Annotated in this window: 15 protein-coding genes and 1 pseudogene; 13 read left to right on the top strand and 3 right to left on the bottom strand. The window is 60.0% G+C overall.

Annotated elements, in window-relative coordinates:
• Nucleotides 1-4: 4 nt before the first annotated feature.
• The 13 genes and pseudogenes from HS101_11835 (at nt 5) to tkt (ending at nt 15280) form a co-directional block, all read left to right on the top strand.
• Nucleotides 5-2410, top strand: coding sequence for a glucan 1,4-alpha-glucosidase (locus HS101_11835; protein MBE7506954.1), 2406 nt, complete (start codon nt 5-7; stop codon nt 2408-2410).
• A gap of 111 nt (nt 2411-2521) precedes the next feature.
• Nucleotides 2522-3607 carry a transaldolase gene (tal, locus tag HS101_11830; protein ID MBE7506953.1) on the top strand — a complete coding sequence of 362 codons (1086 nt, stop codon included), beginning with the start codon at nt 2522-2524 and terminating at the stop codon, nt 3605-3607.
• A gap of 54 nt (nt 3608-3661) precedes the next feature.
• Nucleotides 3662-4309: pseudogene (locus HS101_11825) on the top strand (ROK family protein).
• Nucleotides 4295-6037 carry a glucose-6-phosphate isomerase gene (gene pgi / locus HS101_11820; protein ID MBE7506952.1) on the top strand — a complete coding sequence of 581 codons (1743 nt, stop codon included), beginning with the start codon at nt 4295-4297 and terminating at the stop codon, nt 6035-6037. The pseudogene HS101_11825 and the gene pgi overlap by 15 nt, the downstream one beginning before the upstream one ends.
• A 79-nt stretch (nt 6038-6116) precedes the next feature.
• A complete protein-coding gene (gene gnd, locus HS101_11815) occupies nt 6117-7136 on the top strand; it encodes a decarboxylating 6-phosphogluconate dehydrogenase (GenBank protein ID MBE7506951.1) in 1020 nt (339 codons plus the stop codon).
• Nucleotides 7137-7158: 22 nt separating this feature from the next.
• On the top strand, nt 7159-7863 hold the full coding sequence (locus HS101_11810; protein MBE7506950.1) for an HAD family hydrolase: 705 nt from the start codon (nt 7159-7161) through the stop codon (nt 7861-7863).
• Entirely contained in the window at nt 7856-9256 is a 1401-nt protein-coding gene (gene zwf / locus HS101_11805; GenBank protein ID MBE7506949.1) for a glucose-6-phosphate dehydrogenase, read from the top strand. Before HS101_11810 ends, zwf begins: the two co-directional genes overlap by 8 nt.
• The gene (gene pgl / locus HS101_11800; GenBank protein MBE7506948.1) at nt 9253-9966 is read left to right on the top strand and encodes a 6-phosphogluconolactonase; all 714 of its coding nucleotides are present in this window, start codon (nt 9253-9255) and stop codon (nt 9964-9966) included. Before zwf ends, pgl begins: the two co-directional genes overlap by 4 nt.
• Before the next feature lie 77 nt (nt 9967-10043).
• Nucleotides 10044-10550 carry a carboxymuconolactone decarboxylase family protein gene (locus HS101_11795; protein ID MBE7506947.1) on the top strand — a complete coding sequence of 169 codons (507 nt, stop codon included), beginning with the start codon at nt 10044-10046 and terminating at the stop codon, nt 10548-10550.
• Nucleotides 10547-11707 (top strand): alkene reductase, encoded by a 1161-nt coding sequence (locus HS101_11790; protein ID MBE7506946.1) that lies wholly within the window; start codon nt 10547-10549, stop codon nt 11705-11707. Before HS101_11795 ends, HS101_11790 begins: the two co-directional genes overlap by 4 nt.
• Nucleotides 11707-12177, top strand: coding sequence for an RpiB/LacA/LacB family sugar-phosphate isomerase (locus HS101_11785; protein MBE7506945.1), 471 nt, complete (start codon nt 11707-11709; stop codon nt 12175-12177). Before HS101_11790 ends, HS101_11785 begins: the two co-directional genes overlap by 1 nt.
• Nucleotides 12178-12243: 66 nt before the next feature.
• Nucleotides 12244-13215 (top strand): alpha/beta fold hydrolase, encoded by a 972-nt coding sequence (locus tag HS101_11780; GenBank protein ID MBE7506944.1) that lies wholly within the window; start codon nt 12244-12246, stop codon nt 13213-13215.
• A gap of 13 nt (nt 13216-13228) precedes the next feature.
• Nucleotides 13229-15280, top strand: coding sequence for a transketolase (gene tkt, locus HS101_11775; GenBank protein ID MBE7506943.1), 2052 nt, complete (start codon nt 13229-13231; stop codon nt 15278-15280).
• 138 nt (nt 15281-15418) lie between these two features.
• On the opposite strand, the gene HS101_11770 is transcribed toward tkt, so the two are convergent.
• From HS101_11770 to HS101_11760, 3 genes are all read right to left on the bottom strand, one after another.
• On the bottom strand, nt 15419-15940 hold the full coding sequence (locus tag HS101_11770) for a transposase (protein MBE7506942.1): 522 nt from the start codon (nt 15938-15940) through the stop codon (nt 15419-15421).
• 105 nt (nt 15941-16045) lie between these two features.
• Entirely contained in the window at nt 16046-16879 is an 834-nt protein-coding gene (locus HS101_11765) for a recombinase family protein (GenBank protein MBE7506941.1), read from the bottom strand.
• Complete coding sequence (locus tag HS101_11760) at nt 16876-17385, bottom strand: DUF2924 domain-containing protein (protein MBE7506940.1); 510 nt, start codon at nt 17383-17385, stop codon at nt 16876-16878. The genes HS101_11765 and HS101_11760 overlap by 4 nt, the downstream gene beginning before the upstream one ends.
• Between the last annotated feature and the right edge of the window lie 1037 nt (nt 17386-18422).

The following is an 18422-nucleotide window of genomic DNA, read 5'->3' as shown; positions in this document are numbered from 1 at the left end:
GAATATGACACATACTCCCAAGGAAACAACGGCGTTCGGAAAGCCCGGAATCGAGCCGCGCTGGACCCGTGGAAACAAGGACGCAGTGGGAACGGCATACTCGGCATCAAGCCGCCTGTGGTTTACGCTGTCGGCCGGCATCCTGAATGAAGTCTACTACCCGACCATCGACAAGCCCCAGATTCGCGATCTTCAGTATCTGGTCACTGACGGCGAAACGTTCTTCCACGATGAGCGTCGTCATCTCGACGTCACGATTCGCGAGTTGTCTCACCACGCCTTGGGCTATGAAATAATCAACGTGGATCGCGAGGGACGTTTCCGAATTATCAAGCAGATCATCGCCGATCCGCACCATGCCTGCGTCCTGATTCATACGCGGTTGGAGGCCGAAGAACCGCTGCGGAGCAAGTTGCGGCTGTTTTCACTCCTGGCTCCCCACCTGGAAGTCGGCGGCTTCGGAAACAATGGACGATCGATCGAAGTCGCCGGCCGCGCTATTCAAGTGGCACATAAGGGCGGCACCTGGCTGGCCATTGCCGCGTCCATTCCGTTCGTGCGTCGCTCGTGCGGCTATGTGGGGAGATCGGACGGTTGGACCGATCTGGCGGACAACTTCCAGATGGACTGGGAGTTCGACCTGGCGGATAACGGCAACATCGCGCTCATCGGTGAGCTGGACTTGCGCAGCGGTTATGAGTTCACCTTGGGGCTGGCCTTTGGAGCCGGGCGGCACGATGCGGTCACGACGCTTCTGCAATCGCTCGGCGTGCCTTTTGCCGATCATCGCAAGCGATTCATCGAGCAGTGGGAGCGGGTCTGCGAAAAGGTTCTGCCGGTCAAAAAGAAGATTCTCGGTGATGGCGGCCGCCTGTACCACAGCAGTCACAGTCTGCTTCTGGCCCATGAGGACAAGACCTATCCCGGTGCGATAATAGCTTCGATGAGCATTCCGTGGGGTGAGACTCGCGGCGACGATAATATCGGCGGATATCACCTGGTCTGGACGCGCGACATGGTCAACAGTGCCATCGGCTTGCTCGCCGCGGGCAATTTTGAGACGCCGCTGCGGTCCCTGATCTATCTTGCCTGCTCGCAACTACCCGATGGCGGGTTTCATCAGAACTTCTGGATCAACGGCGATTCGTACTGGACGGGAATTCAGCTCGACGAAGTCGCGTTTCCGATCATCCTGGCGTGGCGGTTGAACGAGGCCGGCGCGCTGCGGGATTTTGACCCGTACCCGATGGTGCTGCGGGCCGCCAGTTATCTCATGCGACAAGGACCGGCGACACCGCAAGAACGCTGGGAAGAGAACAGCGGATACTCGCCCTCGACGCTGGCTTCCAACATCGCCGCGCTGATCTGTGCCGCCGGTTTTGCGCGCGAGCGGGGAGACGACGCAACCGCGACTTTTATCCGGCAGTATGCCGACTTTCTGGAGTGTCACGTGGAGTCCTGGACGGTCACGACCGAGGGGACGCTCGTAACGGACATTCGCCGTCACTTTATCCGCATCCATCCGGCCGATGTCGGTGATCCCGAACCGAATGAAGATCCCAATGTCGGGAGCTTGCGCATCGCCAATCTTTCGCCAGAGCGACCCAATGAGTTTCCGGCCAAAGAGATCGTGGATGCAGGGTTTCTGGAACTGGTGCGCTACGGCATCCGCAAGGCGGGCGATCCGCTGATCGAGGATTCGCTGCGTGTGGTTGATGCGCTGCTCAAAGTGGACACACCGGTCGGCCCATGCTGGCGGCGTTATAACCACGATGGCTACGGGCAGCGTGCGGATGGCAGTCCGTTTGAGGGTTGGGGCACGGGTCGTATCTGGCCACTGCTGACCGGCGAACGCGGACACTACGAACTCGCGGCGGGCCGCGATGCCGCTCCTTATCTTCGCGCGCTGGAGGGCTTTGCCAGTCCCACCGGACTGTTGCCCGAACAGGTTTGGGATGAACCGGACCGCCCCGAGTTGCACCTGCATTTTGGTGGGCAAACGGGGGCGGCAACTCCGCTGATGTGGGCGCATGCGGAATACATCAAGCTGCTCCGCTCCGCCAGCGACGGCAAGGTCTTCGACCTGATTCCCGCTGTCTTTGATCACTACCATCATCGTCGCGACTGCATGACGCTGGAAGTCTGGAAACCCAATCGTCGCGTTCGCACGATCCGGCCGGAGATGACGCTGCGCATTCAGGCGCCGGCTCCCTTCCGCCTGCGCTGGTCGCAGGATGAATGGAGGACGACTCAGGATACACCCGCCACGGCAACGGCACTGAACATTCATTTCGTCGATATTCCCGTGCACAAGGACCAATCCGGCTCCATTCGGTTTACCTTCTACTGGACGGATGAGGATCGCTGGGAGGGCAAGGACTATCAGACCAAAATTCAGGGAAAAAACTAATCGGAATGGGCAACCCAGCGAGATCAGGAATAAGGCAACGTGTGTGCAGATTCCGCTACAGAAGACTGACGATTCCGTCTTCCGACCCCCATTCACTTACGAGGTAACGCCATGAACGCGACCCAAAAGCTCCACGAAAAAGGCCAGAGTCTCTGGCTCGACAATATCACGCGTGAACTGCTGACGAGCGGAACGCTTCGCCGATACATCGACGAGCTATCCATCACCGGCTTGACGTCCAACCCAACGATCTTCCGCAACGCCGTCAGGGACAGCACCGCCTACGACGCCGCGATTCGCAAACTCGCCGGGGACGACAAGTCTGGAGAGAATCTGTTCTTCAAACTGGCGATCGAAGACCTCACCGAGGCGGCGGACCTGTTCCGGTCGACCTTCGATCGTACCTGCGGTGTAGACGGCTGGGTGTCATTGGAGGTGTCACCTTTACTGGCGCATGACACCGAGACCACGCTTACAGTTGCCAAGGAGCTGCACGCCCGCGCGGGGCGCCCCAATCTCTTCATCAAGATTCCGGGCACCCGGCAAGGTCTGCCCGCGATCGAGGAATCGACCTTTGCCGGCGTCCCGATCAACGTCACGTTGCTATTCTCACGCGAGCAGTACATCGCGGCGGCCGAATCCTACCTCCGCGGCATCGAGCGGCGAATCGCCGCGGGTCTACCGCCCGACGTTACCTCCGTCGCGTCGTTGTTCATCAGTCGCTGGGACGTCGCGGTCAAGGACGAGGTGCCCAAAACACTCAGCAACCAACTCGGCCTCGCCATCGGCAAGCGCACCTACAAGGCATATTGCGATTTGATGGCTTCGCCGCGTTGGCAGCGGGCGTTCAACGCCGGCGCCCGCCCGCAGCGACTATTGATGGCCAGCACGGGAACCAAAGACCCCAATGCCTCTGACGTGTTGTACATCGAGGGGCTGGCCGCTCCCCTCACGATCAACACCATGCCCGAGAAAACGTTGAAAGCCTTTGCCGATCGTGGCGAGGTCGGCCCGCTTCTGCCGGCCGATGGCGGCGACTGTGAGGCCGTGTTGGCCCGATTCGCCAAAGCCGGCATCGACATCGATGCCTTGGCCGCGCGCCTTCAGGACAACGGGACCGCTTCGTTCGTTAAGTCCTGGAACGAACTCATCGAAACCATCGAATCCAAAAGCACGGTTGTCATGAATGCAGTTTAGGGACGCTATGGCACAAACGCATGGACGGATTCGTTGCATAAGAGGGGCGGCGTCATGAATGTTCTGGTTGTGGATATCGGCGGATCGCATGTGAAGGTTCTTGCCACCGGGCAAGACGAACCTCGCAAGTTTTCGTCCGGGCCGGAAATGACCGTCGAGCAGATGGTGACCGGCGTCAAGACGTTGGCAGAAGGTTGGAAGTATGACGTGATATCGATCGGGTACCCCGGAGTCACACTTGGCGATTGTGTCGTATCGGAACCACAAAACCTGGCCAAAGGTTGGGTTGGGTTCGATTTTCGCGCTGCCTTCGGGTCTCCGGTGAAGCTTATGAATGACGCAGCCATGCAGGCGCTGGGGAGCTACCGGGGCGGCAAGATGCTTTTTCTGGGCCTGGGGACTGGGCTTGGCTCTGCGATGGTGGTGGATGGCATGGTTGTGCCGATGGAGTTAGCCCACCTTCCGTACAAGAAAAGTACCTTCGAGGACTATGTCAGTGCCGACAGCAAGGAACGGCGAGGGATACAGAAGTGGCGGAAACATGTCGCGAAGGTGGTCGCCCGTCTAACTTCAGCGCTCCAACCCAATGATGTGGTACTGGGCGGTGGCAATGTGAGCGAACTCGACGAACTGCCGCCAGGTTGCCGCGCCGGCGACAATGCCAACGCGTTCGTGGGTGGATTTCGCATGTGGGAGAATAGGCGCGACAGCAATCCATCTCCGGTACCGCCGACTTTCACTGAAAATCTTCCCGAAACAGTAGCCCCGAACAAAGATGGTCGATCGGCTGATATCTCATACTTCGCACAACGGCCGGCATGGAAGGCGCTGGAATGCCATCGGCAAGCGGTCTGTAACGTACATCTCCGCACGCTCTTCGCCGATGATCCCACGCGTGGCGAACGCCTGACGGCCGAGGCGGTCGGTCTTTATCTCGATTACTCGAAAAATCGCATCACCGATGAAACCCTGAGGCTGCTGCTGCAACTGGCGGAGCAGTCCGGCGTGCGCGCGAAGATCGACGCCATGTTCCGAGGCGACAAGATCAACATCACGGAGAATCGCGCCGTCTTGCACGTGGCCTTGCGCGCACCGCGCGAAGCGTCCATCATGGTGGAAGGCGAAAACGTCATGCCCCAGGTCCATGCGGTGCTCGACAGGATGGCGGACTTCTCCAACCAGGTTCGAAGCGGTGAGTGGAAGGGCCGCACCGGTCAGCGGATTCGCAATGTCATCAACATCGGTATCGGCGGCTCGGACCTCGGCCCGGTCATGGCCTACGAGGCGCTCAAGTATTACAGCGACCGGGCGATGACGTTCAGGTTCATATCCAACGTCGACGGCACGGATGTCGTTGAAGCAACCCGCGACCTCGATCCGGCGGAGACGCTGTTCGTCGTAGCCTCAAAGACGTTTACGACGCAGGAGACGATGACCAACGCGCAATCGGCGCGGGAGTGGTTGCTCAAGAACCTCGGCGGCAATGTTCAGGCGGTACGTCGGCACTTCGTCGCGGTCTCGACGAATACAGCGAAGGTGGCCGAGTTCGGCATCGACAAGTCCAATATGTTCGAGTTCTGGGACTGGGTCGGCGGACGTTACTCCCTGAGTTCGGCCATCGGTCTCTCGACCATGATCGCCATCGGTCCGGAAAACTTCCGCGCCATGCTCGACGGCTTTCATCAGATGGACGAACACTTCCGCAACGCGCCGTTCGAGCGGAACTTGCCGGTGCTCATGGGCTTGCTGACTGTCTGGAACACGAACTTCCTCGGCGCACAAACCATCGCGGTCCTGCCTTATGAACACTACCTGAATCGCTTCCCGGCCTACTTGCAGCAGTTAACTATGGAGAGTAACGGCAAGCACGTCACGCTGGACGGGTCGAAAGTCGCCTACCAGACCGGCCCCATCTACTGGGGCGAACCGGGCACCAACGGCCAGCATTCCTTCTACCAGCTCATTCATCAGGGTACCCGGTTCATTCCCTGTGACTTTATCGCCTTCTACCGATCGCTTAACGCTCTCGGCCCGCACCACGACATCCTCATGTCGAACGTCGTCGCCCAGGCAGAGGCGTTGGCATTCGGCAAAACGCCGGAGGAGGTCGAAGCGGAAGGCACGCCGGACGCGCTAGCGCCGCACCGGGTCTTTGAAGGCAATCGTCCGTCCAACGCGATTTTTGCCGAACGGCTCACACCCGAAACGCTCGGCAAGCTCGTCGCGCTGTACGAGCACAGCGTCTTCACCCAGGGTGTCGTCTGGAACATCGACTCATTCGACCAGTGGGGGGTCGAATTGGGCAAAATGCTGGCGCAACGGATTCTCCCGGAACTCGATGCGAACTTGGATTCGCCGCTCGGACATGACAGTTCAACAAAAGAGCTTATCTGTCGCTATCGAAAAATGAGAGAAACACCGAGCCCATGAAGTAAATGCGCTCTACTATCCATCAGGTCGAGAACAACGCGACGCTTTCATGCCAGCCGTTCTACAGGGAGAAGATTCTATGCAAATCGGAATGATCGGACTCGGAAGAATGGGCGCCAATATGGTGCGACGGCTTATCCGGGGCGGCCATCAATGCGTGGTCTTTAACAGGTCGCCCAAAGCAGTGGAGGAGCTGACACGTGAGAAGGCCGTTGGGGCATCCTCGATCGCGGACCTCGTGAAGAAATTGGAGAAGCCGCGGGCGATCTGGATGATGATCCCAGGGGCATTTGTGGAGCAACTCATCGCCGACCTCCTGCCCCATCTCGAACCCGGCGACATCCTCATCGACGGAGGCAACTCCTATTACGTGGACGACCTCCGCAGAGCCAAGGAACTCGCGACCAAGAAGGTCCACTACATCGACTGTGGGACGAGCGGCGGCGTGATGGGCCTGGAACGTGGCTACTGCCTGATGATCGGCGGCACGAAGGAGGCGGTCGAGCGTCTCGAACCGGTGTTCAAGGCGCTGGCGCCTGGGATGGGCGACATCCCGCGCACTCCGGGGCGTGGGAAGATGGGCGGTACCGCCGAACAGGGCTATTTACACTGCGGGCCGAGCGGCGCAGGCCACTTCGTGAAAATGGTGCACAACGGCATCGAATACGGCATCATGGCGGCCTATGCCGAGGGAATGAATATCCTGGCCCATGCCAACGTGGGCAAGAACGACCAGTCCGACGATGCCGAGACAACTCCGCTTCGCAACCCCGAAGAGTTTCAATTCGATCTCAATCTTCCCGAGATTACTGAGGTCTGGCGGCGCGGCAGCGTGATCGCCTCATGGCTGCTGGATTTAACCGCGGCCGCCCTGGTCAAAGATCCGACTCTGTCGAAATTTGACGGCTGGGTCTCGGATTCGGGCGAGGGACGATGGACGATCAAGGCGGCCATCGACGTGGCCGTTCCGGCGCCGGTGCTCAGCGCGGCTCTCTACTCGCGCTTCAGCTCGCGCGACGAGGCGGAGTTTGCCGACAAGCTGCTGTCCGCGATGCGCTTCGAGTTCGGCGGGCACGTCGAGAAGTCAGACGGCAAGTAGCGGCGGAAGGGAAGGCCATGTCATGAACCCATCCCGGTCCCCCGTCGCGTTTCTGTTCGACGTGGACAACACGTTGCTCGACAACGACCGTGTTATCGCCGACCTGCAAAGTCACCTCGACAGTGAGGTGGGCGCCGAGTGCGCGGCATATTACTGGCGCATCTTCGAGGACATTCGAACGGAGATCGGCCACGCGGACTACCTGGGCGCCTTGCAGCGCTTTCGCGTCGAGTATCCACACGATCCGGGCATTTTCACCGTCTCCCACTACTTGCTGAACTACCCTTTTGCCGAGCGCCTCTTTCCCGGCGTGCCCGAAGTCATCGCCCACGTCAAGCAGTGGGGTCCGGCGGCCCTGCTCACCGACGGTGACGTAGTCTTCCAACCCTGGAAGGTGGAACGCTCCGGACTGTTTAGCGCGGTGGACGGGCAAGTCATGATTTATCCGCACAAGGAGCAAGAGCTCGACGATGTTGCCGAGCGCTGCCCGGCCGAACATTACGTGCTTTTCGAGGACAAACTGCGTCTACTAAGCGCCATCAAGAAAATCTGGGGCCGGCGGGTGACGACGGTCTTCGTGCGCCAGGGCCATTACGCCCTCGACCCGAAGATTCTGGCCGGCTATCCGGCCGCAGACATCAGTCTCGATGCGATCGGCGACTTGCTGCAATACGACCTGACGCAATTGGTGGCGTTCGACTATTTGAAACGAGGGCAAGATGAATAAGTCTCAGTCCGACGCTCTGGTCTTTTTCGGCGCCACGGGTGACCTGGCCTTCAAGAAGATCTTTCCGGCGTTACAGGCCATGGTCAGACGCGGCAATCTGGATGTGCCGGTCATTGGTGTGGGTCGATCGGATTGGACTGCCGACCAACTCCGGGCGAGGGCCCGCGAGAGCCTGGAAAAGCACGGCAAGATAGACCCCGTCGCTCTTGAAAAACTGTGCGGGCTCCTGCGCTATGTAAGTGTCGACTATTCCAAGCCGGGGACGTTTCAGGCGCTGCGCAAAGAACTGGGCGATGCCAGGCGGCCGGCGCATTATCTGGCCATACCGCCTCAGATGTTTGAAACGGTTGTAAAACAACTGGAGAAGTCCGGTTGCGCCAAGGGGGCGCGCGTGCTGGTCGAAAAACCCTTCGGACGTGATCTGGCCTCCGCCCGGGAACTCAATCAGGTTCTGCTCAAGACCTTCGACGAGTCAGCGATCTTTCGCATTGACCATTATCTCGGGAAGCAGCCGGTGAACAACCTGCACTTCTTCCGATTTGCAAATGCGTTTCTGGAGCCGATCTGGAACCGCCACTACATCGATAATGTGCAGATCACTCTGGCGGAAGACTTCGGCGTCCAGGGTCGAGGCGGCTTCTACGAGGAAACGGGCGCCATCCGCGACGTGATCCAGAACCACCTTTTTCAGGTGCTGACCAATCTGGTTATGGAGCTGACTCCCAGACGCGATAGCGAGTCCATTCGCGATGAAAAAGTCGCGGTTCTCAAGGCCACTCGTTCACTCGAGGCGAAAAACCTTGTACGCGGGCAGTTCATTGGCTATCGAGACGAAAAGGACGTGGCGCCGAATTCGAAGGTGGAGACGTTCGCCGCCCTGCGACTCGATATTGAGAACGACCGCTGGCAAGGCGTTCCCTTTTTTCTCCGAGCCGGAAAGTGTCTGCCCGTCACCTGCACCGAAGTCGTTGTCCGGCTGTGCCGGCCGGCAATCTCGTATCAAGACCTTCACCTCAAACCAAACGAATTGCGATTGCGGATCAGTCCCGAGATCCTCTTCGCATTGGGCATGAATGTGCTTGGGCCCGGCGAGCAGAAACTGGGTCAGTCGGTGGAGATGGTAGCGTGCCGTCATCAAGGCACCAGCGAGCCATCCGCCTACGAGCGCGTGCTCGGGGACGCCATGCAGGGAGACGCCACCCTGTTCGCCCGGCAGGACTATGCGGAAGAGGCGTGGCGCATCGTCGATCCGGTCTTGAAGGCGGACACGACGGTCCACGAATACGAGAAGAAAACGTGGGGGCCGAGCGAAGTCGACCAGAGTGTCTTGCCCGCTGGAGGCTGGCACAATCCGGTCGAAGCGGACGAATCCGAAACGGAGCCATGTTCATGAAGATGCAAGTCCTTGCCGATGCCGATGCGGTCGCCCAGGCGGCTGCTGTGATCATTGCGGAAGAGGCCCGTGCAGCCGTGCATACGCGCGGGCGTTTCAACGTGGCCTTCAGTGGCGGCCAAACTCCGCGCCGGATGCTCCGCGTATTGGCGGGAGAAGACGTTCCGTGGAACAGTCTGCATGTTGTCCAAGTCGATGAGCGAGTCGCCCCGTTGGGTCACCCCGACCGAAACCTGACCCTCTTGCGCGAGGCCCTGCTTGAACAGGCCCCGCTGCACGGTGAACAGATCCATGCAATGCCGGTGGACTTGCCCGATCTGGACGCGGCAGCCGCGAGCTATGGGCGGGAGCTTTCAGAGATCGCCGGTTCGCCGCCGATCCTCGACCTTGTCCACCTGGGCCTCGGGTCGGACGGTCACACCGCCTCTCTTGTCCCGGGAGATTCCGTTCTCGATGTCACGAAGTCTGATGTCGCGATGACCGGCGTTTACCAGGGAAGGCGACGGATGACACTGACGTATCCCATCCTGAATCGATCGCGCCGCATCCTGTGGATCGTCACCGGATCCGAGAAAGCCGCCATGCTTGCCCGGCTCTGGACGGGCGACCTGTCCATTCCGGCGGGAGGGGTGAATCGAAATCAGGTACTGGTATTGGCCGATCGCGCGGCGGCGGAACAAATTGGCCCCAATGAATACGTCGTTCGTTAATTCCCCCAACGCCGCAGGCCCCGGCGCGGAGCGAACCGCCTTGATTCCGAGACAATCGAACGAGAAGAACGACCGATATGAAATCTGAAATCCACACCCCGCAAACTGCTCCAGAAGCATCCCCGTCGACTTTGGCCGAAGTAAGAATGGCCTACAAGTTCATTCCCAATCTTATGGGCAGCCTGGCCGAATCACCTCTGGCGGTGAGCGCTTACTTACAACTCAGTGGCCGCATAAAAAGCAAAGCCACGCTGACGCCCACGGAACAGCGGGTGACCATGCTCGCCGCGAGCTTCGAGAACGGCTGTGATTATTGCATGGCAGCCCACTCCGCGGGAACGGCGATGGCCCACATTCCGTCCACCACCATTCAGGCGCTGCGCGATGGTTCAACGGTGCGGATGGGTAAAGGAGGAAGCCTTGGACACATTCCTGGCCGCGGGATTCACCCTCGCCCACGTGCTCGAAGTCATCGTCATCACAGCGATCAAGACCATAAGCAACGACACCACTCATCTGGCGAGGACGCCGTTGGACAACGTGTTTGCGAGCCGGACGTGGACATCGCCAGAGGAATCTCATGATGACACAACCCAATAACCCCCATCTGCCTCATTTGCTTTCAACCTTTGATCTCGGCGGGCTGCACCTGCGCAATCGCGTGTTCATGGCTCCGCTAACCCGCGGGCGCGCCGGACACCAACGAGTACCGAACGACTTGATGACGGAATACTACGTGCAGCGCGCCTCTGCCGGACTGATCATCGCGGAGGCAACCACCATTTCCGAACAAGGACTGGGCTGGGTGGATTCGCCGGGCATTTACAACGAGGAGCAAGTAGCCGGTTGGAAGAAAGTGACGGCGGCTTTGCACGCCAAAGGCACGCCGTTTTTTTTGCAACTCTGGCATTGTGGTCGCGCTTCGCACAGCGCCTTTCATGGCGGCCAGCCGGCGGTCTCCGCCTCCGCCATCAAGATCAACGGCGACGATCTCCACACACCCGACGGCAAGCGGCCTCACGAAACACCGCGCGCGCTGGCGACAGCGGAAGTCGGGGCCGTGGTGGAGGATTATCGCCGGGCGGCCGAACGGGCGAAGGCCGCCGGCTTTGACGGGGTGGAAATCCACGCCGCCAACGGCTATCTGATTGACCAGTTCCTGCAGTCGAAAACCAACCAGCGAACGGATCATTACGGTGGGAACGTCGAGAATCGGTTCCGTTTCCTGAAGGAGGTCGTTCAGGCCACCGTCACCGTCTGGCCTGCGAATCGGGTGGGCGTGCGTCTCTCGCCCAACGGAAACTTTAACGATATGGGGTCGCCGGATTTCCGGGAGACCTTTACCCATGCCGCGGCGCAATTGAACGCATTTGGCCTGGCTTATCTGCACGTGGTGGACGGCCTGGCTTTTGGATTTCACGAACAAGGCACTCCGATGACCCTCGCCGAATTCCGCGCCGTGTTTGGCGGACCGCTGATGGGCAACTGCGGCTACACACAGGAATCGGGCGAGGCGGCGATTGCCTCCGGCGTCGCGGACCTCATTGCTTTCGGACGGCCCTTCTTGAGTAACCCGGATCTTGTGGAGCGTTTCGCCAACGGATGGGAATTGAATGCGCCGGCAGATAAGAAAGTGTGGTCCGCGCCAGACGCCAAGGGCTACACCGATTTTCCGTTTTATCGCCGACGCTCAACGGCGGGACAACAGAACCTGACTGAGGGCACGGAGGTATTGCCATGATGCGCGTAGGCCTCGCCTCGGATCACGGTGGGTTTGGTTTGAAACAAGAACTGCTCGCGCAACTCCGCGCGGCCGGCCATGATGTCGTGGATTTCGGAGCGCCCAGTTTGATACCCGATGACGACTATCCCGATTTCGTCATCCCACTGGCCCTGGCGGTGGCGGCAGGGGATGTCGATCGCGGCGTGGCGATTTGCGGGAGCGGTGTGGGCGCGTCTGTGTGCGCCAACAAGGTCAAGGGCGTTCGTGCCTGCCTGATTCAGGATCATTTTTCGGCCCACCAAGGGGTCGAAGATGACCACATGAACGTTCTCTGTATCGGCGGCAGGACGGTAGGACCGGCAGTGGCGTGGGACTTGGTTCAGACGTTTCTTGCCGCGGAATTCAGCGAGGATGAACGGCATCTGCGGCGGCTCGGCAAGGTGTCGGCCCTGGAAACAGAGCGGAATGCATCGTCCCGCACATCTTGACTCCCTGACATTCGAAGCGTCGCGTGTCACATATTAGGCCCTCGCCTTTTATTGAAGGAAAAACGAGTGAAGCCAACCCAATATCAAGTCGTTCACATTGATGACCATCGCATCGCTTACGACCGGCAAGGCGAAGGGAATCCGGTCGTTCTCATTCATGGCATTCCGACATCGCGCCTGTTGTGGCGGAACGTGATGCCGGCGTTGGCCAAAGCGCACCAGGTATTCGCGCCGGACATGCTGAATTACGGACTATCTGATAAACCCGCGGACGCCAATGTCTCGATTGAGGCGCAAAGCCGTCTGATGGCGAAGCTGATGGATCAACTCGAACTGAAGGTCGCCGACAGCGTGGCGCATGACGTCGGCGGCGGGGTCGCGCAGTTGATCGCCGTCAACTATCCCGAAAGAGTTCGCAAGTTGGTGTTGATTGACACGGTCTCTTTCGATTCCTGGCCAATTCCCGAGTTTCTTCCGTTGCAGGAACCGGGCGCCGAAAGGGCGCTTCAGCGAAAGCTGACCCGACGCGGCCTGGTAACCCGCACGCGCACCCGCATCGTTCGCCGCGCGGGGGAGTCATTGATCGCTGAAGATGGCAGCCGCATCGACGCCGATGTCGTCGTCCTGGCACTGGGGCTCGAAGCCAATCCGCTTGTGCATGAAATGGGCTTGCCGACCCACTCCAAGAACGGATTGCGCATCAATGGCAGATTGTATTCGATCGCCGACCAACGGGTATTTGCTGGCGGCGACTGCGCTGCGATGGAGGGTTTCGATCTACCCAAGCCGGGCGTGTTCGGTGTGCGCCAGGCCGTCTACATCTACGCCAACCTGCTGGCCAGCTCGGATGGTAAACCACTGGCGGAATACACGCCTCAGAAACGTTATCTCGCCATCCTCAATCTTGGCGACGGCACCGCCTTATCCACGTGGGGGCCGTTCTGGTGGAACGGACGGTCCAGCATGTGGTTGAAAGACCATATCGACCGGCGCTTTCTCGAAGGCTACCGGCGTCAAGACGACCGCACGCGAAATTAGAAAGAGAATCGCCATGACCAATGAACAACTCGACCAATTGTCAATCAACACCATCCGCACACTCTCGATGGATGCGGTTCAAAAGGCAAAGTCCGGTCATCCCGGCACGCCGATGGCGCTGGCGCCGCTGATTTACACCCTTTGGAATCGCGTCATGCGGTTCGATCCAAAGGATCCCATCTGGCCAAACCGTGATCGGTTTGTGCTCTCCAACGGCCATGCTTCCATGCTGTTGTGGTCAGTGCTCCACCTCACACGGACACAGGCTGTCAACGCCGATTACGAAGTCGTGGGGCTTCCGTCCGTTTCACTCGACGACATTCGACGTTTCCGCCAACTCAACAGCAAGGCCCCCGGTCACCCGGAGTACCACTGGGTGTCAGGTGTCGAGACCACCAGCGGCCCGCTCGGCCAGGGGGTCGCAACGAGCGTCGGCATGGCCATCGCCCAGAAATGGCTCGCCCATCGCTACAACCAACCGGGCTTCGATGTTTTCGACTACAAGATCTATTCCGTCTGCAGCGACGGCGACATGATGGAGGGCGTCTCCTCCGAAGCCGCGTCGCTGGCGGGGCATCTCGCGCTCGACAACCTCTGCTGGATCTTCGACAACAACCACATCACCATCGAGGGCAGCACGCGCCTCACCTTCACCGAGGACGTTGCCGGCCGGTTTCTAGCGTACGGCTGGAATGTCTTGCGCGTCGCGGACGCCAACGCCATCAATCGAATCGAGCACGCGCTGGACGTGTTTCGGCAGACCCCGGGCCGCCCGACATTTATCATTCTCGATAGCCACATCGGGTACGGTGCGCCGCAAAAGCAGGATACGGCGGCCGCCCATGGTGAGCCGCTTGGCGACGACGAGATACGTCTCAGTAAACGATTCTACGGATGGCCGGAGGATGCCAAGTTCTTGGTTCCCGACGGCGTCCGCGAACACTTCGATGCCGGGATCGGAAGGCGTGGCGCCGAAGCGCGGCAGCGCTGGACGGAACTCTTCGCCGCCTACCGGGAAGAGTATCCCGAACTCGCGACTGAGATCGACCAGATGCAGCGGCGCGAACTTCCGGCGGGGTGGGACAAAGACCTTCCGAGCTTTCCCACCGATGGAATCGGCATTGCCGGGAGGGATGCGTCGGGCCAGGTGCTCAACATGCTCGCGCAGAACATCCCCTGGTTGCTGGGAGGCTCAGCAGATCTGGCGCCATCGAACAGGACCACGTTGAAGTTTGCGGGAGCGGGAGACTTTCAGGCGGATAGCCCCGGCGGAAGAAACCTGCATTTCGGAATCCGCGAGCACGCAATGGCCGCCATTGTCAATGGGCTTTCGTTATCAAAACTCCGAGCCTTCGGTGCGACGTTTTTCATCTTCAGCGACTACGCCCGGCCCGCCATTCGTCTCTCGGCGATGATGGAACTGCCCGCCATCTTTGTCTTCACGCACGACGCGATGGGCGACGGTGAAGACGGCCCCACGCATCAACCCGTGGAGCAGTTGGTCTCACTGCGCGCCATGCCGGGCCTGGTCACATTGCGACCCGGCGATGCCAACGAGGTTGTCGAGGCGTACCGGTATATCATGCAATTGCGCCACCAGCCGACCGCGTTGATCCTGTCACGCCAACCATTGCCGACCCTGGACCGCAGCAAATTTGCCCCCGCGGCCGGCGTGGCACGCGGCGCCTATGTGCTCGCCGACGCTCCCGGCGGCAAGCCCCAGGTGATCCTCATCGCCACGGGCAGCGAACTATGTCTCGCAGTGCAGGCACACGAGCAACTTTCCGCTGACGGTATTCGCTCACGCGTCGTGTCGATGCCGTCGTGGGACATTTTTGAGAATCAGTCGCATGATTACCGCAGCAGCGTGCTGCCGGCCGAAGTGACGGCGCGCGTTGCCATAGAACAAGGCTCAACGCTCGGCTGGGAGCGCTACGTCGGCGCATCCGGACGGGTCATCGGCATGGAGACGTTCGGAGCTTCGGCGCCGCTCAAAGCACTGCAGATGAAGTATGGGTTCGAACCCCAACGCGTCGCTGCGGTTGCCAGAAAGCTGTTAGATTAGCCCGCATATTTCATCAGTGATCTTCGAATGGTGATGGACGGAGTTTTTCGGCTTTGTGCGTGAGCGGAGGGACGAAGGTGGAGGTTGGGGCGCGCAGGGCCCCCTTACCCCCAAGCGGCGATCAGGTTGTTTTTCGGGTCATGATGGGGCGGGCGGGATCAGGCGGAGTCGTGGAACCAGGGATCGCCACAGGTCCTGCAGGGGGCAGCTGCTCGACAGTCGCAGTACGACGCGGCGCACGGAGACGACCACCCGCGCGGCGACCTTGAAGAGTTTCAGGCGAATGGTGTTCACCTGGGCCTCGGCCAGTTCGGTGCCGGCCAGGGCCGTGCGGCGCAGCGTTTCCACCAGGACGTAGGCCGCCGAGGACAACAGCAGCCGGAACTGATTGGCCAGGAAGGCGTGGCAACTGGTGCGATCGGCGAAGAGCCCGAGCTGCTGCTCCTTGATGCGGTTCTCCATGTCGCCGCGGGCCGTGTACAGACCGTCGTAGATATCGTTCGGCGTGCGGTCGGTCAGGTTGGTCACCACGAATCGAACGTTGGGCCCCTGAACCAGCCGCTCGGCCTCCCGAAGCAACAGACCCCCGGCGTCTGAGGTGAGCGTTCCGCCTGTGAAATCGGCCACGATTTTCTTGCGGCCGAGACTGGAAAAGAACATCGGTTTGCTGTTACAGTCTGTCACGAAAAAGCCTCCCTGCCTATGGACCGGAATGTTCTTAAGAAACCCCAGTCTACAAGGCTTCGAGGCTTTTTCTATTCCTATTCAACGCCGACCTGATGAAATATTCGGGTTATGTTCGCCGGGGTGGACTTCGTCCTTGTACTTCACTTTGCCCAGATAGGTCACGCAGGTGAGTAGTTGCCGCAAGCTGCCCTTGTCGAAGTGCCGCCCTCCACGCGCTGTTCCCTTGCGGGTCGTCCATTGCTTGGCCCGCCAGCCCCGGTTGGCCAACTCCTCCGCCGTTCGGATCAGCGACTGCTTCTCGATGTAGAGTTTGAAGATCGCCCGGACCCGCTCGGCCTCTTCGGCGTTGACCTGCAACTTCGAGTCCTTGGTCAGGTCGTAGCCCAGGACCGGCATCCCGCCCGACCATTTCCCCTTACGCCGCGCCGCGGCAATCTTGTCCCGGGTCCGTTCTGAGATGATCTCGCGCTCGAACTGGGCGAAGGACAGCAGGATGTTCAGGGTCAGCCGCCCCATCGAATGAGTGGTATTGAACTGCTGGGTGACCGAGACAAAGGAGATGCGATACTTCTCGAAGGTCTCCATGAGCCTTGCAAAGTCCAGAAGCGACCGACTCAGGCGATCGACCTTATAGACCACGATGCAGTCGATCCGCCCAGTCTCAACGTCGGCCATCAGGCGCTTGAGCGCCGGCCGCTCGATGTTGGCCCCGGTGAATCCGCCATCGTCGTAGCGCTCGGGAAGCGCCACCCAGCCCTCGGCCTTCTGGCTGGCAATGAAGGCCTCCCCCGCCTCGCGCTGGGCGTCGAGCGAGTTGAACTCCTGCTCCAGACCTTCTTCAGTACTCTTGCGGGTATAGATGGCACAGCGAATCTGATTGATGCGCCGGGCCTTGGTGTTGTTGCCGGTCATGAGGCCACCTTTTCTTTCGGGCCCGCGGCGCTGAGGCCAAAGAAGTGAAACCCATTCCATTGGCAGCCGGTGACTTTGCGGGCAATGGCCGTCAACGAGCGATAGGCCTCGCCGTCGTATTCGAAGCCCTTGCTCAAGACGCGCACGTGGATCGACTGGCCCTTGTAGACGCGCCGCAGCATCGTGCCTGCCGCAGGCAACCGGTCGTCACGCGGCACCCGAAGCGGGAGCACGATCGACGATTCAGGCGATTCTTCAGTCTCGTTGGCCTTCGGTGCGCTGATTCGCAGATCAGCATCGTTTGCCAATTCCATCGCCCGCTTCCTGGCCCGTTCGGACAGGCCGCCTTCGCGGATGGCCTGCAAGCGCCAGATGATGCGCTTGATCAGGTGCTGGCGATTGAATGACCGTGTCTTCTCACCGAAGACCTCGCCATAGCGATCTCGCAGCTGGCCAATGGTCATCTTGTTAAGCGCTCTTAGCGCCGTCTCCACGTCCGTTCGCATGTTCATACCTCCTGCGTCCTCTCGGGTTGACGCCGGGACCCATCAGGGCCAGAGGGCGAACACACCTCAAGGCCGGAAGCGTCGGATTCCGGCAAATGGGCGTCGATTTCTGGCGGTGAGGTGGCCCCGTGGCGCGCCCGGCGTACCCCTTCGGCCAGGATGGCGGCGATTTCGTGGATTCGCTCGTCGGGTGTGAGAGATGCTTCGTCTTCGGGCGCAAGGCACATGGCGTGGTCTCCTGTGAGGCCCACGCCGGCGTGCGCTTGGCGCTCGGCCGGACGTCTGGCTGGATGTCATCGACGGGGCACCGATCCGTGGTGCCCGCGTTCAACTATCTATATACGCAGAATCGTTTCGTGATGTGTTCGGACCGCGAATCAAACTACCCTGTTAACCCGACGCAGGTGTTAAGCGCAAGAGGGTGAGAGTTCGAGAGCGCGGGGCCGGGGGCCGTGGTCCCACCTCGGGGAGCGCGAGCGCCCGGTCGCGGTACAGCGCCGGACCGAGAGTCGGGCGAATCTGCGTTTTTTGGATAACGTCTAGGGGGTTGCGCGAGTTACGACGGTCTGTTTTGCCTACGCGCGCGGAGCGGGCCGTTAACAAAATCGCCGGCGCTTTCTGCCTTGGAGGGAATACCTCCGGGGGTACCCCACACCGCGCACTTCCTCTCCGTGGATGACGCCAAACGCCACGAGTTGGCTGCACTACAATGTCCACTTTGTCCGGTCTTTTGGGGTCCTCAAAACGCGCAAATCATTGTGGCACAAAGCGCTGGTTCATGTCCGCTTCGTGTCGACCGGCATTTACCCAGTTTACCACTGCGATTAATTCTTAGAGTCCTGTTGGTTCGACTGGACGTACGAAGAAATGCCTTTCCGTCAATTTCCAAGTTAGTTCAACAAGAGTTCACACGTTGTCGGTCGCCCTCGGTCATTCGAATGACGTTCGAAGGGCGTTCGAAGAATTCACCTAGAAATGACGTCTCGGAAGTTTCTAGCGCGCGCGCAACGTCCATTTGCCGCGCGCCACGTACGATG

It is taken from the genome of Planctomycetia bacterium (assembly GCA_015075745.1).
Taxonomy (GTDB): domain Bacteria; phylum Planctomycetota; class Phycisphaerae; order UBA1845; family UTPLA1; genus UTPLA1.
This window is presented reverse-complemented; position numbering and strand designations above follow the sequence as displayed.

Bases quoted from the DNA above. Each gene is read 5' to 3' on its own strand.
- HS101_11835 (MBE7506954.1), top strand. From the start codon at position 5: ATGACACATACTCCCAAGGAAACAACGGCGTTCGGAAAGCCCGGAATC.
- tal (MBE7506953.1), top strand. From the start codon at position 2,522: ATGAACGCGACCCAAAAGCTCCACGAAAAAGGCCAGAGTCTCTGGCTC.
- pgi (MBE7506952.1), top strand. From the start codon at position 4,295: ATGTGGGAGAATAGGCGCGACAGCAATCCATCTCCGGTACCGCCGACT.
- gnd (MBE7506951.1), top strand. From the start codon at position 6,117: ATGCAAATCGGAATGATCGGACTCGGAAGAATGGGCGCCAATATGGTG.
- HS101_11810 (MBE7506950.1), top strand. From the start codon at position 7,159: ATGAACCCATCCCGGTCCCCCGTCGCGTTTCTGTTCGACGTGGACAAC.
- zwf (MBE7506949.1), top strand. From the start codon at position 7,856: ATGAATAAGTCTCAGTCCGACGCTCTGGTCTTTTTCGGCGCCACGGGT.
- pgl (MBE7506948.1), top strand. From the start codon at position 9,253: ATGAAGATGCAAGTCCTTGCCGATGCCGATGCGGTCGCCCAGGCGGCT.
- HS101_11795 (MBE7506947.1), top strand. From the start codon at position 10,044: ATGAAATCTGAAATCCACACCCCGCAAACTGCTCCAGAAGCATCCCCG.
- HS101_11790 (MBE7506946.1), top strand. From the start codon at position 10,547: ATGATGACACAACCCAATAACCCCCATCTGCCTCATTTGCTTTCAACC.
- HS101_11785 (MBE7506945.1), top strand. From the start codon at position 11,707: ATGCGCGTAGGCCTCGCCTCGGATCACGGTGGGTTTGGTTTGAAACAA.
- tkt (MBE7506943.1), top strand. From the start codon at position 13,229: ATGACCAATGAACAACTCGACCAATTGTCAATCAACACCATCCGCACA.
- HS101_11770 (MBE7506942.1), bottom strand. From the start codon at position 15,940: ATGTTCTTTTCCAGTCTCGGCCGCAAGAAAATCGTGGCCGATTTCACA.
- HS101_11765 (MBE7506941.1), bottom strand. From the start codon at position 16,879: ATGACCGGCAACAACACCAAGGCCCGGCGCATCAATCAGATTCGCTGT.
- HS101_11760 (MBE7506940.1), bottom strand. From the start codon at position 17,385: ATGCGAACGGACGTGGAGACGGCGCTAAGAGCGCTTAACAAGATGACC.